Annotated in this window: 17 protein-coding genes; 9 read left to right on the top strand and 8 right to left on the bottom strand. The window is 69.7% G+C overall.

Going from position 1 to position 14,130, the window contains the following annotated elements; translation table 11 throughout:
* Nucleotides 1–67: 67 nt before the first annotated feature.
* The 3 genes from ACYVOK_RS17900 to ACYVOK_RS17890 all read left to right on the top strand — a co-directional run bounded on the left by ACYVOK_RS17900 (nucleotide 68) and on the right by ACYVOK_RS17890 (nucleotide 2,234).
* Nucleotides 68–700: a hypothetical protein gene (locus tag ACYVOK_RS17900; protein ID WP_460663573.1), complete on the top strand. Its 633-nt coding sequence runs from the start codon at nucleotides 68–70 to the stop codon at nucleotides 698–700.
* A 62-nt stretch (nucleotides 701–762) separates the two neighbouring features.
* Complete coding sequence (locus ACYVOK_RS17895) at nucleotides 763–1,296, top strand: hypothetical protein (RefSeq protein ID WP_460663572.1); 534 nt, start codon at nucleotides 763–765, stop codon at nucleotides 1,294–1,296.
* Nucleotides 1,293–2,234 carry an alpha/beta hydrolase gene (locus ACYVOK_RS17890; RefSeq protein WP_460663571.1) on the top strand — a complete coding sequence of 314 codons (942 nt, stop codon included), beginning with the start codon at nucleotides 1,293–1,295 and terminating at the stop codon, nucleotides 2,232–2,234. The genes ACYVOK_RS17895 and ACYVOK_RS17890 overlap by 4 nt, the downstream gene beginning before the upstream one ends.
* Here the strand turns inward: ACYVOK_RS17890 and ACYVOK_RS17885 are convergent.
* Nucleotides 2,188–3,072 carry a LysR family transcriptional regulator gene (locus ACYVOK_RS17885; RefSeq protein WP_460663570.1) on the bottom strand — a complete coding sequence of 295 codons (885 nt, stop codon included), beginning with the start codon at nucleotides 3,070–3,072 and terminating at the stop codon, nucleotides 2,188–2,190. The two genes, ACYVOK_RS17890 and ACYVOK_RS17885, sit on opposite strands and share 47 nt — an antisense overlap.
* Before the next feature lie 105 nt (nucleotides 3,073–3,177).
* Here ACYVOK_RS17885 and ACYVOK_RS17880 point away from each other — a divergent pair, with 105 nt between their 5' ends.
* Both ACYVOK_RS17880 and ACYVOK_RS17875 read left to right on the top strand, forming a co-directional pair.
* Nucleotides 3,178–3,705, top strand: a complete 528-nt coding sequence (locus tag ACYVOK_RS17880; RefSeq protein ID WP_460663569.1) for a dihydrofolate reductase family protein — start codon at nucleotides 3,178–3,180, stop codon at nucleotides 3,703–3,705.
* 27 nt (nucleotides 3,706–3,732) lie between these two features.
* Entirely contained in the window at nucleotides 3,733–4,161 is a 429-nt protein-coding gene (locus ACYVOK_RS17875) for an HAD-IA family hydrolase (protein WP_460663568.1), read from the top strand.
* On the opposite strand, the gene ACYVOK_RS17870 is transcribed toward ACYVOK_RS17875, so the two are convergent.
* Nucleotides 4,127–4,915, bottom strand: a complete 789-nt coding sequence (locus ACYVOK_RS17870) for a hypothetical protein (RefSeq protein ID WP_460663567.1) — start codon at nucleotides 4,913–4,915, stop codon at nucleotides 4,127–4,129. The two genes, ACYVOK_RS17875 and ACYVOK_RS17870, sit on opposite strands and share 35 nt — an antisense overlap.
* A gap of 155 nt (nucleotides 4,916–5,070) precedes the next feature.
* Here ACYVOK_RS17870 and ACYVOK_RS17865 point away from each other — a divergent pair, with 155 nt between their 5' ends.
* Nucleotides 5,071–5,781, top strand: coding sequence for a 2OG-Fe(II) oxygenase (locus ACYVOK_RS17865; protein WP_460663566.1), 711 nt, complete (start codon nucleotides 5,071–5,073; stop codon nucleotides 5,779–5,781).
* Between the two features lie 64 nt (nucleotides 5,782–5,845).
* Here the strand turns inward: ACYVOK_RS17865 and ACYVOK_RS17860 are convergent, their stop codons facing one another.
* Nucleotides 5,846–6,472: a hypothetical protein gene (locus ACYVOK_RS17860; protein WP_460663565.1), complete on the bottom strand. Its 627-nt coding sequence runs from the start codon at nucleotides 6,470–6,472 to the stop codon at nucleotides 5,846–5,848.
* Between the two features lie 138 nt (nucleotides 6,473–6,610).
* Here ACYVOK_RS17860 and ACYVOK_RS17855 point away from each other — a divergent pair, with 138 nt between their 5' ends.
* Genes ACYVOK_RS17855 through ACYVOK_RS17845 form a run of 3 tightly spaced genes read left to right on the top strand, consistent with a single transcriptional unit; the run spans nucleotide 6,611 to nucleotide 8,923 of the window.
* Nucleotides 6,611–7,051: a GNAT family N-acetyltransferase gene (locus ACYVOK_RS17855; RefSeq protein ID WP_460663564.1), complete on the top strand. Its 441-nt coding sequence runs from the start codon at nucleotides 6,611–6,613 to the stop codon at nucleotides 7,049–7,051.
* 10 nt (nucleotides 7,052–7,061) lie between these two features.
* A complete protein-coding gene (locus ACYVOK_RS17850; protein WP_460663563.1) occupies nucleotides 7,062–7,928 on the top strand; it encodes an LLM class flavin-dependent oxidoreductase in 867 nt (288 codons plus the stop codon).
* 29 nt (nucleotides 7,929–7,957) lie between these two features.
* Entirely contained in the window at nucleotides 7,958–8,923 is a 966-nt protein-coding gene (locus ACYVOK_RS17845) for a formylglycine-generating enzyme family protein (protein ID WP_460663562.1), read from the top strand.
* On the opposite strand, the gene ACYVOK_RS17840 is transcribed toward ACYVOK_RS17845, so the two are convergent.
* The 5 genes from ACYVOK_RS17840 to ACYVOK_RS17820 all read right to left on the bottom strand — a co-directional run bounded on the left by ACYVOK_RS17840 (nucleotide 8,910) and on the right by ACYVOK_RS17820 (nucleotide 14,130).
* On the bottom strand, nucleotides 8,910–10,154 hold the full coding sequence (locus ACYVOK_RS17840; protein ID WP_460663561.1) for an MFS transporter: 1,245 nt from the start codon (nucleotides 10,152–10,154) through the stop codon (nucleotides 8,910–8,912). The two genes, ACYVOK_RS17845 and ACYVOK_RS17840, sit on opposite strands and share 14 nt — an antisense overlap.
* Nucleotides 10,151–10,630: a MarR family winged helix-turn-helix transcriptional regulator gene (locus ACYVOK_RS17835; RefSeq protein WP_460663560.1), complete on the bottom strand. Its 480-nt coding sequence runs from the start codon at nucleotides 10,628–10,630 to the stop codon at nucleotides 10,151–10,153. Before ACYVOK_RS17835 ends, ACYVOK_RS17840 begins: the two co-directional genes overlap by 4 nt.
* A gap of 19 nt (nucleotides 10,631–10,649) precedes the next feature.
* On the bottom strand, nucleotides 10,650–11,864 hold the full coding sequence (locus ACYVOK_RS17830; RefSeq protein ID WP_460663559.1) for an MFS transporter: 1,215 nt from the start codon (nucleotides 11,862–11,864) through the stop codon (nucleotides 10,650–10,652).
* Between the two features lie 71 nt (nucleotides 11,865–11,935).
* Nucleotides 11,936–12,913 carry a hypothetical protein gene (locus tag ACYVOK_RS17825; protein WP_460663558.1) on the bottom strand — a complete coding sequence of 326 codons (978 nt, stop codon included), beginning with the start codon at nucleotides 12,911–12,913 and terminating at the stop codon, nucleotides 11,936–11,938.
* Nucleotides 12,910–14,130, bottom strand: coding sequence for an MFS transporter (locus ACYVOK_RS17820; protein ID WP_460663557.1), 1,221 nt, complete (start codon nucleotides 14,128–14,130; stop codon nucleotides 12,910–12,912). Before ACYVOK_RS17820 ends, ACYVOK_RS17825 begins: the two co-directional genes overlap by 4 nt.

The following is a 14,130-nucleotide window of genomic DNA, read 5'->3' as shown; positions in this document are numbered from 1 at the left end:
GCCGATGCGGCGGGGAGCCGCCGATTCCTAGCGTCGAGGGAACGGAAACCCTTCGAGAGGTGGAACCATGAACGACATCCGCAAACTCGCCGCTGTCGGCCTGGTCGGTGCCGCGTTGACCGCGCTGTCCGGCGTCCTCGTCGCCGCGGTGGTCCAGCCGGCGTCCGACGTCTCCGACGAACAGTGGAGCTACCCGTGGAGCAGTGCGGCGCTGGTTCCGGTCTCCAGCCTGTACGCCGTCTTCCACTTGCTCGTGTTCGCCGGCATGCTCGGCTTCGCGCGAACCGTGAGCACCCGAGCGGCCAGGATCGGGACCGCACTTGCCCTGGTGGGCACGTTCGTGTTCTTCGTCGCCGAGCTTGCGACGATCCCGTTCGCCGACCAGCGAATGGACGACACCGGGCCGCAGATCGTCGGCGCAGTCTTCGGCCTCGGAGTCGCCCTCACCGCCGTGGGCCTGATCGTCGCCGGCGTCTCGGTCCTGCGCTCTGCCGACTGGCACGGCTGGCGCCGCTATGCCCCACTCGCCGCCGGTCTCTGGTCGTTGGTGATGATCGCCGTGAGCTTCACCGGTGCCCTGGCCGCGGGCGTCGCCGTCTACGGCGCCAGCCTGTTCGTCCTCTACTGGGCCGTCTACACCCGGCCGACCGAGGCACCGGCCGAGCGCAGCGCTCGCCTGCGGGCGCGGATCGACCACTGAGTGGATTGCGGAATTTCGTCAATTCGGGCCGGGGGTCAGGCGCGGGGTGGTTGGGTCGGGACATGCGTACACCGACCACTTCGCCCGCCGAGGCGGCTGCGTTGCTGCGGGCCGATCATCAGTTGCTGCTGGACCGGATCGAGGGACTGACCGAGGCCGACCTCCGGGCGCCGTACCGGGTCGTGTCCGGGCCGCTCGGGCACTTCTGCGACTCGCTCCATGACCTGACCGCACACATCCTGATGTGGGACGAGATCACCCTCGACGTACTGCGTGACGCCGCCGCCGGGCGGTTGCACTGGAGCCTGGACCCGCGCTGGGAAACGGCCGAGGCGGGCAGTGCACTCAACGTCGGCGGCGTCGAAGCCGGACGGCACATCCCCTCCGCGCTGCTCGTGCACCGGTTGCAGAGTGTCCACGAGGCCCTCGTCGCAGAGATCCAGCAGTACGACGAGACGGCCTGGAACGACCCGGCGACGGGCGGCGGATACGACGGTGGCATCGGAGCGCTGGCCGAATACGCCTCGACCCCGCCCGACGGCGCCCTGTTCGGCCACGCGGCTCGCCACCTCAACCCCGCGCAGGTGCCGGCATGACCGTCGTCGACCAGCCGGCCTTCAAGTCGGAAACCGACGCTCTGCTCGCCCGTTTCGCCTCCGAGCCCGAAGGTCCCGAGCTCGATCCGTACGAGGCGTTGCTGCTGGATCGCGAGGAACTTCCCGACCCTGAGCTGGCCGGCGTCTGCGACCCGAGCACGCGCCCGAAGGACATCACGACCGACGGCGGCCTCCAGGCGCGGGTCTACCACCCCGCGACCGACGAGCCGAGGCCGATCGTGTTGTGGCTGCACGGCGGCGGCTTCATCGGCGGAGACCTGCGCGACATCGAGTACGCGACGTCCGGGATAGCTGCCGCAGGCAACGTCATCGTTGTCTCGCTCAACTATCGGCTCGCACCCGAACACCCTTATCCAGCAGGGCTTCACGACGTCCGCGACACCCTGGCCTGGATCCGCGAGCACCAGGCAGAGCTCAACGGTGACGGCCGGCTCGCGGTCGGCGGCCAGAGCGCCGGCGCGGCCCTCGCGGCCGGCGCCTGCCTGCTCGCGCGGGACGAAGGCCTACCGCTGCCCGACCGCCAGATCCTCTGTTATCCCTGTCTCGATCTCGACCAGGACACCGAGTCGTATCGCCTCTTCGACGGCACGTTCCTCAGCATCGCCCCCGGTCGCTGGTCGTCAGCGCAGTACTTCCCCGCCGGCGAGCTCCCGGCGACCGCCGTACCCCTGCGTGCCGAGACGCTGAGAGGTCTTCCGCCGGCCCTGATCCTCGCCGCGGGGCGGGATCCGTTGCGCGACGATGCGCGCACCTACGCGGCCCGGCTCGAGGCGGACGGCGTACCGGCTCGGCTGGTCGAGTATGCCGACACCATGCACGCGTTCCTCAACTTCCCGGCGGTGCTGTCAGCCGGTAGGCATGCGGTCGACCTCATCGCCGCCGACCTCCGGGAGACTTTTGCGGCAGCGCCTGCGTGAGCGCGTCGATGAAGGCCGCCGTGGCCGGCGGCTCGGGTGGCTCGCCGTACGTCGCGAGGTAGATGCGGCGTACGGCGCCCGCCTTGGTCGCCTTCACGCCCTCGGCCTGGTGTGAACGCAACGCCAGTCCAGGCATCGTGGTGACACCGAGTCCGTGCGCCACGAAGGCCTGCTTCACCATGATGTCGTCGCTGGTGTACGCGATCCGCGGCGTGAAACCGGCCGCGGCGCACAGCTCGAGGAACTCCTGCCGGCAGTGCACACATCCGGCGATCCACGCCGACTCGCGATGGTCGGTGAGTTTGTCGCCGGTACGACGGCTGAGCAGGTACACCGGGTCGTCGAGCAAGTAGGTGCAGCGGATGCCGTCGGCCGGCGGCTCGTCGTCGTACCGGAAGATGATCGCCAGATCGAGAATCCCGTCGCGGAGTTGCTGCTGCGCGACGACCGGATGAACGTCGGTGAGCTCCAACTCGATGTTCGGATGCTGCCGGCGGAGCTCCGCGGCGGCCGGCGGGACCAGCACGGTCAGCGCCGAGGTGAACGCTCCGAGGCGGACCCGGCCGGCCTCCAGTCCGATCAGCGCGGCCAACTCGGCGTCCGCCGCATCGACGCGACCGATGATCTCGGCCGCCCGGCGCGCGAGCACCTCGCCTTCCGGCGTGAGCCGGATGCCGCGGCCCACCTTCTGGACCAGCCGTGCGCCGGTCGCCGCCTCGAGCCGCGCGAGGTGGTGACTGACCGTGGGCTGGGTGTAGTGCAGGGCCTGCGCCGCGGCGGTCACCGACCCGTGCGCGGCGACCGCGGCGAGAACCCGGAGCCGGACGAGATCGAGCATGAATCGATGGTATCTATGGATTCGCGCCGGGATTGGCATTGGACCCATGCGACGTTCGCACGGCAGGCTGCTGGTACGAGGTTTTCGTCGGCGAAGGGAACAGCGATGACCGGCAAGGTGCTCTGGCACATGACCATGTCACTCGACGGCTTCATCGCCGGACCGGACGACGACCTGGACTGGTACTCGGCCGGCACCGGCCCGTCCGAACTGGCCGCCGAGGTCATCCGGACCACCGGCGCGTTCATGGCCGGCGGGCGGCTGATCACCGAGGACTATGACTTCGAGACGATGAAGCCGTACGGCGGCGCCTGGACCGGGCCGATCTTCATCCTCACCCACAAGGACCCGGCCACCACACCGCCCCCGTCGATGAGGTTCGTGTCCGGCGACATCCGCGACGTGGTCGCCACCGCTCTGGAGGCGGCCGGCGGCAAGAACCTCGTCGTCACCGGCGGCACCGTGCCCCGCCTGTGCACCGACGCAGGTCTGGTCGACGAGATCGTCGTCCACATCCTGCCGATCCTGCTCGGCGAAGGAATCCCCTTCTACCACAGCCCCGGCGCCCACCGCACCGAACTCGAACTCCTCAGAGCCGAAGCCATGAACCTCCACCTCCGGGTGATCAAGTGATGCGGTTCGTGGTGCCGGAAGCGATGGGTGTGCTGTACCGCCACGGCAACGTGGTCGGCGGCGTTCTCGTGCCGTATCTCCGCGATCGCGGATGCTCGTCGAGCGAGACCGAAATCCGCAAGGCGTACCGCCGCTGCACGCTCGGACTGCTGTCGACCGGCGAACTGTGGCCAGTACGTCGACCGATGGTTCGGCAGCTCCCGAATCGGTGCTCGGAAGCCGGATCCGCGTGCCTATCGGGCCGTGCTGGATCATCCCGGGCTCGCGGCGGCCCGAACGGTTCTCGTCGACGATCGGCCGACGAACCTCGTCGCGGCAGCCGCGGCCGGATTCCGGCCGTGGTTGTTCCGGAGTGAGGACACGTCGGCCCGCCCCGTGGACGGCCTCGACGTACCGGTCGCCCGCGACATGGCGGAGTTGCTTACTCAGGGCCGCCGTGGTTGGTGCGGGGGCTGAAGAATTTCGCCGGGTTGCCGGCTGCGCGGGGGCCGGAGTCGAGCCATTGGGCGAAGGCCTCCGGGGCGCGCCGCTCGAGTTCGTCGAGGTAGGCGTTGCGGGCGGTGACCACGGCCAGCCGCTGCTCGTCCGTCGTACAGCTCTGGAGCTCGGTGAAGCTGCGTCGCCAGGCCAGGCAGAGTTCCTCGTCGGTGAGAGCGCTCAGGTCCATCGGTGCTGGCGGCTTCGGCTGGACCGACTCGACCGGCATGGGCTCCAGGGCCGGCGGCTCGGGCTCGGACTCGGGCTTGAACTTGGGCTGCTTCTTCTTCGCCTTCCGGTCGTCCTTCGTCGGCTGCTGGGGCCGCGGCTCGCGTGGTTCAGGGCTGACCTCGGGCCGCCGTACGGCCGGTGCGGACTGCTGGGGGCGGAAGAAGTTGACGAGCGGCGGTGACGTCACCGCCACGAGCAGAAGCAACCACATCGTGCCGGTCCCGATCGCCGTCGCGTACCCGGTGGTCGCCACCACACACAGGCCCGCGCGGGTGGCCCATCGCAGGACGTCCCGGACCAGCTCGGAAGTCGGTCTCTCCTGCGCCAGGCCGACACTCAGATGGACCGAGGCCACCAGAGTCCCGCCCATCAGGAACGCGATCACGATCGTCGACCAGCCGACGAACACGAACGCCGTGACGAGGCCGAGCACCACCAGTACCACCACGGCCGTCCGCCAGCCGCGTTGGTACGCCGCCCAACCGCCGTACCCCATACCCATCTGGTGCCCAACCACCTCTCCCCCAACCGTCACTCCGAGCGCCCTCCCCGTCAAGACGTAGCCGCGCCCGGATCGACGTACGGTCGATCAGCCCCTCACTCTCCTGGTCCCCCGCGGCGGACTCACACGCCGGGAGCCTCGGCCGTTCCACTGTCATGGATCGATACGCGCGACGAGTGGCGAAGGCGGACTGGGACCGGGTGACGGCGGAGGTGAACGACCTCGGGTGCGCGTTGCTGCCGCAGTTGCTGACGCCGGCCGAGGCGGCCCGGATCGCCGCGCTGTACGACGACGAGGAGCGGTTCCGGGCCACGATCAGCATGGCCAGGTACCGGTTCGGCGAGGGCGAGTACCGGTACTTCGCCGCGCCGTTCCCGGAGGCGGTCGAATCGTTGCGCCAGGCCCTCTATCCGCGGTTGTTGCCGATAGCACGGGACTGGCACGGGAAGCTCGGCCGCGAGGCGGAGTGGCCGGACACGCTCGACGAGTGGCTGGAGATCTGCCACCGGGCCGGCCAGACCCGGCCGACGCCGATCCTGCTCCGCTATGGCCCGGGCGACTGGAACGCCCTGCATCGCGACCTGTACGGCGACAAGGTCTTCCCACTCCAGGTCGTCATCAACCTCAACGAGCCCGGCGTCGACCACACCGGCGGCGAGTTTCTCCTCGTCGAACAACGCCCCCGGGCCCAGTCCCGGGGCACAGCCACTCTCATCCCCCAGGGCCACGGCCTGGTCTTCACCACCCGGGACCGCCCGGTGCAGTCGAGCCGCGGCTGGTCGGCTGCACCGGTCCGCCACGGCGTCTCCGCAATCCGCACCGGCCACCGCCACACCCTGGGCCTGGTCTTCCACGACGCGAAGTGACGACGTGTCGCCGCCAGAGGCGGTGGCCTTTCGGGCGACGTCAGCTGCATGTCGACCGGGTGCTTCAGAAGGAGGTGCAGATGTTCCAGGCGGATTGGCGGAGGAGGGTTGCGGTGTCCGGGTCCAGGCCTTTGACCGGTACGTCGATTCCGACCGGGTCCTGCTCCAGCAGGGCGATGAGGAAGACGCAGGCGGCGAGGTAGCTGCCGGCCAGGGCGGGATGGCTGTTGTCCTTGTCGTGCAGCGCGGGTTCGTCGTGGGTGGCGAGGAAGCGTTCCCAGACTGGGCCGACCGGGACGAGGATCGCGCCGAGTTCGGCGGCGCTGCCGGCGTACGCGGAGGTCAGGGCCTGCTGGGTCTCGGGCGCGTTCCGGCGCGCCCAGGTCAGGTAGAGCGCGGTCCGCGCGCCGGCTGCCGTGATCGCGGCGTCGAAGTCGCGGGCGCTTTCCCGGAACCGCGCCGGGTTCTTGATCGGCAACGTGCTCTGCTCCTGCAGTACGACGACGTCGAACCCGCCGGTCGCGATCGCGTCGAGGGCCTTGCCGGCGTTGAGGTGCTGCCGAAGCGACGCCCCTCCGGCCTGGATGAGCTTGTGCTCCAGGTCGATCCCGCGCGCCCCGGCCAGCCCCTTGATCAGCCCGGGCAGATTGTTGCGGGCCGTGAAGCTGTTACCCACGAAGAGAATGCGCACGACACGGACGCTACTACTTCGCCCGGCCGCCGACCCCTTGTACGACGTGCCAGAACACACGCGGAGAGGTCATGCCCAGCGGAAACCGCGGGCGGAATCAGTTTGACCGGCCAGGGTCGGCGGCTGTTGGCTGGGGTGGTGACCGAACTGCGGATCGTGCCGGTGGACGACGAGCGAACGATCGGCGACTGGCAGTACGTACACAACGCGATCATCCCGACCGGACCGTTGTCGGCCGAGGAGATCCGCGAGCGCGCCACGCGTCACATCCTGGAGGTCGCGTACGCCGGTGACGTCCTGGTCGGATGTTCGACGGTCCGCCCGCCGTCGGAGGAGACCGCGGCGGCGACCGTGATCGCCCGCGTGCTGCCCGAGCATCGGCGGCGGGGCTACGGCTCGGCCATCTACGAACGCAGCCTCGCCCGCGGGCGTGAGCTCAGCAGCGACGGCATCGAGACCCACATCCTGGCCAGCAACGAGGAGGGCCTGAGATTCGCCAAGGCGCACGGCTTCGTTGAGGTCGAGACCTACCTGCTGCCGGGCGACACCATTCCGTTCGTCGAACTGCGACTCGAGTGAGGAGGCGGTGATGCGCTTCTCGGTCAACATTCCCAACTTCGGGGACTTCGCCGACGCCCGGACGGTCGCGCGGGTCGCGACGGCGGCCGAGCAGGCCGGCTGGGACGGGTTGTTCATCTGGGACCACGTCGTCCACAGCAAGAAGCAACGGGCGGGGCAGGCGTTCGGGGATCCCTGGATGCTGCTGACCGCGGCCGCGCTGGCGACGTCGCGGATCAAGCTCGGTCCGCTGGTGACGCCGGTCGCGCGGCGGCGGCCGGAGCAGCTGGCACGGCAGGTCGCGACGCTGGACGCGATGAGCGGCGGACGGGTGATCTTCGGTGCCGGCCTGGGCGGTCCGATCGAGGACGAGTTCGGCAGCTTCGGCGACGAGACCGACCCGAAGGTGCTGGCCGAGCGGCTCGACGAGGGTCTCGACCTGCTCGCGCAGTACTGGTCCGGTGAGACCGTGAACCACCAAGGCCGGCACTACCGGGCCGACGAGGTGGCGTTGCTCCCGGCAACGGTCCAGCAGCCGCGTCCGCCGGTGTGGATCGCCGGTTACTGGCCCCGGAAGGCCCCGATGCGACGGGCCGCGCGCTGGGACGGCGCCGTACCGCTGTTCCTCCACGCCAACCACGGCGTCGCCCCGCCGATCGAGGAACTCCGCGAACTGATCGGCTACCTGCGCGAGCTTCGCGGTGAGGAGGCCGCCGGTACGCCGTACGACGTCATCGTCGGCGGTGTCACCGACCCGGCCGATCACCGTGGAGTGATCGAGCCACTGGCCGAGGCCGGCGCCACCTGGTGGGACGAACGCCAACTGATCCGGGGCGACGACTTCTACCGCCTCGACCCCGTCCTCCGCCGTATCGAGCAGGGCCCACCGACCCTGTGACCCGCCGGCCGGTTTGAGATCCTGGGCGTATGAGTGAGGATCAGCCGTCCTGCTGTGCGCCGGCTCGGCCGGTCGTGGGCGTCACCTCCGGGCCGCCCCCGGCGCCGGCGCCTGCCGTCGCGAGCGGGCGGCATGACGTCGAGCAGATCGCGCTCGACGGTGGCGTGTTCGCCATGGGTGACGGATCCGGGGACGGCAACCCGGGGGACGGAGAGGTTCCGGTTCACCAGGTACGGGTCGGGCCGTTCAGCATCGATGCGACCTCGGTGACGAACGCAGACTTCGCCCGCTTCGTCGAGGACACCGGGTACCGGACCGAAGCGGAGATCTTCGGGTTCTCCGCGGTGTTCCACCTGGCGCTGCAGGCCGATCCGGCCGATCTGATGGGTCCCGCGTCCGGGACGCCGTGGTGGGCCGGCGTCCGTGGTGCCGACTGGCGGCATCCGGGCGGGCGGCGGTCCGATCTGGACGGGCTCGACGACCATCCGGTCGTCCACGTGAGCTGGAACGACGCTGTCGCCTACTGCTCGTGGGCCGGGCGACGGCTGCCGACCGAGGCCGAGTGGGAGTACGCGTCCCGTGGTGGGCTCGAAGGCGCGCGGTACCCATGGGGCGACGAACTGATGACCGAAGACGGCGAGTGGCGCTGCAACATCTGGCAGGGCGTCTTCCCGGAGCGCAACGACGAGGAAGACGGCTACCTCACCACCGCGCCCGTCCGGACTTTCCAGCCGAACAGCTACGGGCTGTGGCAGACGGTCGGCAACGTCTGGGAGTGGTGCGCGGACTGGTTCGGGCCGCGGTACTACAAGTTCTCCCCCGACGTGGACCCGCGCGGTCCGTCGCTCGGCGCGGCCCGGGTGATGCGCGGCGGCTCGTACTTGTGCCACGACTCCTACTGCAACCGCTACCGCAACGCCGCCCGCTCGTCGAACACCCCGGAGTCCTCGATGGGCAACGCAGGCTTCCGCACCGTCGCTCTCAGTCCGGAGTGATCCGTCCGGCGGGGACTGTGGCGCGCCGGAGGCCCGGCGTGGTGGCCGCGACGGCGAGTACGGCGGCGACGCAGAGGATCGCGCCCGACGCGAGCGAGACGACCGGCGACGTCACCTGGGCGACCACGCCGCCGCGGAGATTGCCCAGGTCCGGACCCGCCTGACCGACGATCTGTTCAGCCGCGGTGACGCGGCCGAGCAACTCGTTCGGGGTGTGCCACTGGATGATCGTGCTGCGAGAGACGACGGAGATCGTGTCGGCCGCACCGGCGAGCGCCAGAAAGCCGAGCGCGACCCACGGCGTCGGCGAGAACGCGAACAATGCGAGCGCGACTCCCCACCCCGCGGACCCGGCAAGCATGACCACCCCGGGTCGTGGCAACCGGGTGAACGAACCGGACAGGACGGACGCCGTCACCCCGCCGACCGCGATCGCGGTCAGGAACAGGCCCAGCGTCCGCGGATCGTTGCCGAACCGCTCGGCGTTGATCACCGGGAACAGGCTGACCGGCATCGACAACACCGTGGCTGCGAGATCGGTGATCAGCGCGCCCCGGATGACCGGGGTGGTCGCCACGAACGCCAACCCGTCGCCGATCCCGCGCAACCCCGGCCGGGCGACGGCCTCGACCCGCATGGCCGGCAGACCGAGTACGCCGTACAGCGCGGCGAGGAAGCTGAGGCAGTCGATCAGGTAACACACGCCGACACCCCAGGCGTTGACGATCAACCCGCCCAGGGCCGGGCCGATCAGCAGCGCTCCTTGGTACCCGATCCGGTTCAGCGCGATCCCTCCGGCCAGCAACTCGCGGGGCAGCAGCTGCGGAAGCACGGTCCGCGCCACCGGTCCACCCGCCGCGCCGAACGCCGCCTGGGCGGCGACGAGCCCCAGCAGTACGCCGACCGGCACCGGCCCGATCACCAACTGACTCGCCATCAGCCCGGAGACGACCACCTGCCCGCTGACCGTGATCAGGTAGAAGCGCCGCCGCTCGACCCGGTCGACCACCGCGCCCGCGAACAGTCCGAGCACGATCAGCGGCAGCGCCTGCGCCAATCCGACCGCACCGGTCCACGCCGCACTCGACGTCCGGTCCCAGATCTGGAACATCACCGCGACGAACGCGAGCTGCCCGCCGAACGTCGACAGCACCTGCCCGATCCACAACCGCCGGAACGGCCGCGAGACCCGCAACGGCTCCAGATCGATCAGCGCGTGCCGAGCGCTCATTTCTGGTGCTGCTCGAGCTTCTCCGCGATCCGGTCGTGGAAGCTCTTCCGGGCCAGCGCCTCCTCGACGTCACGGACCACCTGCGTCATCGGGTACGGCAGCTCGGCCTCGAGCTCGGTGATCGCGGCCTCGGTCGCTCGCCACTCGGCCGCCAGCAGCTCGACGATGCCCTTCGCCATCGCGGTCAGGGCCACCTTCTTGCTGCGCGCGTCCGTGCCCGGCACGGTCCGGACCAGGCCCGCGGCGCGCATCGCCGACACCTTCTGACTGAGCGCCGAGTGGGTCCGCCCCACCGACTCGGCCAGCTCGGTGATCGTCATCGGGCCCTTGGCGTGCAGCCGGAGCAGCTCCATCACGAAGCTCGGTTTCAGGCCCTTGATCTGCCGCTCGGTGTAGATGCGCGCGATGTCCGCGTCCATCCTCGCCTGCAACTGATGCAGTCCGCGCCACTGACTCTGCTCGGTCGGATCGTCCATGGAGCTATCGTAACAGCACTTATATAAGCCCTGTCGGATTCGGTTCGGCGGCCGGGTGAGGCGCAGTACGACGGCGAAGGGTCGACCGGCGGATCCAGCCGGCGGTCAGGACCGCCGCCGCCAGGCTGATGGCGGCGAGCGTCGCGAACCCGTACCGGCTGTCGGTGCGCCCGGTGACGACCGACGCGATCAGCATGACGACGACCGTGGCCGCGAGCCCGTAGCCGTTGGCGACCCCGAAGGCATGACCGACCCTCGACTCCTCGACCGACAGCATCAGCAGTGATCGGGTCGCGATGCGCGCCTGGCCGAACACGAACGCCCCCACCAGCACGAGCCCCATCAGCACGCCGACGCCGAACAGCGGCTGCAGCACGAGCAGGGCGTTACAGGCGACGAACCCGATGAGCGCCACCCGCAGATCGCCGATCCGTCCGGCGGTTCGCCGATAGGCCATCGCGGCCAGCAGGAACCCGGCTCCACCGAGCGCGTCGACGACACCGACGACCGCCGGACCGCGATGCCACTCACCGACGATCAGGACGGGCAGAAGCGCGTTGAACACCGTGACCACGACGAGACCCTGGCCGTAGAGCAACGCGAGCGCACCCACGGGCAACTTCCTGCTGACGGGTTTCATTGCCGGACGCGAGTCTTGGACCGCATTGGTACGACGTGTGCCCCGCCCGACGGCGAGCACGAGCAGCGCCGACGCAACGAACGTTATCCCGTTGAACACGAACAGTGGCGTGGAGCCGAAGTACTGCAACGCGAACCCGCCGACCGCCGCCGACAGCAACATCCCGCACTGCAAGGCGATCTCGTACCGGCCGTTGAACCGTCTCAGCTCCGCCGCCGGCACCCGCTCCCGCACCAGCGCGGCGCTCGCCGGTACGAACAACGCGGCGACCACCGCGAGCGCGAAGTTGCTCGCATACACCAGCGCCTGCTGGGGCGCACCGACCGTCAGCCCGATCGGGAGGCTCAGCGCGGCGACCGCGCTCACCACATCGCACCCCACCCACAGCCGGCGTCGGTCGAACCGGTCCGCGAGGCGACCGAAGTACGGCGACAACACCGCCTGCGGCACCGCCACTGCGATGAACAGCCAGCCGACATCCAGCATCGAACCGTGGGCCTGCACGAGCAGCAGGGCGGCACCGATCAACTGAATGTTGTTGCCGAGTGACGTGACGAAGGCTGCGGGCAGCAGCAGCCGATGAGACCTGAGCACCAGCCCACACTCTCAGCAAACACTGCCAACTCATGTCAGCAATAAGCAGCCGTATTCCTACCGGGGGGTGCTCAGCCAACGGACGGGCTGGTGGCGTTGGGAATCAGGAGGGTGGGCGGGGTGGTGAGGCCGCTGGACCAGATGTCGGTGGTTCCTGAGGTGTTTCGGAGGGGGTAGAGGAGGGTGGTGTTGCTCTGCCAGACGGGTTGGTCGTCGAGGGGGCGGGAGTCGGGCGGGTGTGTGACGCGGCGGGTGGTGAGGTCGAGGACCGCCAGACGCCAGGTCCCGCCGGCGACCTTCTGTTTGTAGGCGATCCGCTTCCCATCCGGTGACAGCGACGGGCACTCGACGTTCTCGGCGATCGCCGTACCGCGGTAGCGGCGGTAGTCGGCCTCGATCAGGTACGTCTTCCCCTTGCTCGCCATCGTCACGTAGAACCGGTTGCCGTCGGCACCGAACGTGACACCCCAGTAGTTCACGTCCGCGGCGAAGTACCGCTGCCCGTGCACGAACACCGGCAACTCCTCGATGCTCTTCACGAGTCGGCCCGTGTCCACCTCGTACAGCCCGGTCCGGGTCGAGAACCCGGCTGCCGCGTACGAGTCCCCGCTGACGAACAGCGTCCAGCTCACGATCCGTCCGTCCGGCGACACCCGGGCCCGGCTCGGCGTGCCAGGCACCGTCACCCGGTGCCGCACGTTCAACTCACCGTCGAGCACCAGCATCTCGCTGACCGGCGGCAACGATCCGGCCTTCAGCCGCAGACAGATCGCCGTGCGACGAGCGGCCGCGAACCGATCGCACCGCAACTCCCCTACCCGCCGCGCCGCACCGGACTCACCCATCTGTACGGCGGCCAACTTCCCGAACTCCGGTCCGCCGGCCAGATTCCGGAAGAACAACGTCGACCCGTCGAGCGCCAAGGCCTGACCGGTGGCCACCGGCATCGCGTTGTCAACCTCGCCGCCACCGCGAGCCGAGACGACGTACGCACCAGCACCTGCGAGCAGCGTGAATACGCCGACCATGCACACGAGGATCTTCCTCATCGCCGGGGCTCCCACGGCTTGACCACGGCGGCCGCAACGGTGACGACCAGCAGCGCGATCGTTGTCGCGAGCAACGCCAGCCGGATGTCCCAGAGCGTCCACAGCAGACCGACGGTCACCGCCGACGCCATCCGGGCGAGAGCCTGCCCGGTCTGCAGCACCGCCAGACCGCTGGCCTGCAACTGCTCAGGCAAGAGCGGGCCCACCGCAGCCGGCAGAACGCCGTCAGTCGCCGCATAGAACGCGCCATGGAGTACGAGAGCGAGCCACCAGTTGCCGACCGGGCCGAACACCAGCACGAGGGCAAGGACCAGAGCCAGGTGCCCACCGATGAAGACCTTCCACCGGCCGACCCGATCCCCCAACCGTCCGAGAGGTACGGCGAGCAGGAGAAACGTCCCCGCCGTACCCAACGGCAGCAAGGGAAACAGCGAGCCGTCGACGTCCCACCGGCGTTGCACCGCCAGATAGACGAACGAGTCCGTGATGGTGAACAGGCCGAGCACTGCGGCCCACCCGCAGCACCGCCGGAAGCCGGCGATCCGCAGCAACCCGAGCATCGCCCGGAACGGCACCACCTCGCCCGGCACCGGCCGGGGCTGATCCCGGACGAGTATGACGAGCAGCAGTACGCCGCAAGCCGCGAAGCAGAAACTGCTCACGAAGACCGCGCTGAAGTCGCCGAGACTCGCCCACAAGACCGCGGCCGCGACCAGCGGACCGAGGAACGCGCCGACGGTGTCGAGCGCCCGGTGCACACCGAACGAACGGCCCATCGTCTCGGGCGAACTGCTCAACGAGATCAGCGCGTCCCGCGGCGCCGTCCGGATGCCCTTGCCGGCCCGGTCGACCGCGAGCACCGCGCCGATCGCCGGCACCGACGACCCGGCGGCGAGCAGACCGAGTTTCGACACCGCCGACAGTCCGTACCCGATTCCCGCGATCGCCTTCAACCGGCGCCACCGGTCGGCCAGGTGACCGCCGGCCAGCCGCAGTACGGCGGTCGCGCCGGCGTACAGGCCGTCGAGCAGACCGAACTGCAACGGGTTGAGCCCGAGACCGAGGACGAGGTACAGCGGCAGGACCGCGGTGACCATCTCGGCCGAGATGTCGGTGACCAGACTGACCATGCCCAGGGCGACAACCGTCCCGGGCACCCGGGCCAGCGGGGAACGCGCGGACCCCACGCGCGCGGCCCGGGTGTCGGCGAGATACAT

The organism is Kribbella swartbergensis, from assembly GCF_054784135.1.
This window is presented reverse-complemented; position numbering and strand designations above follow the sequence as displayed.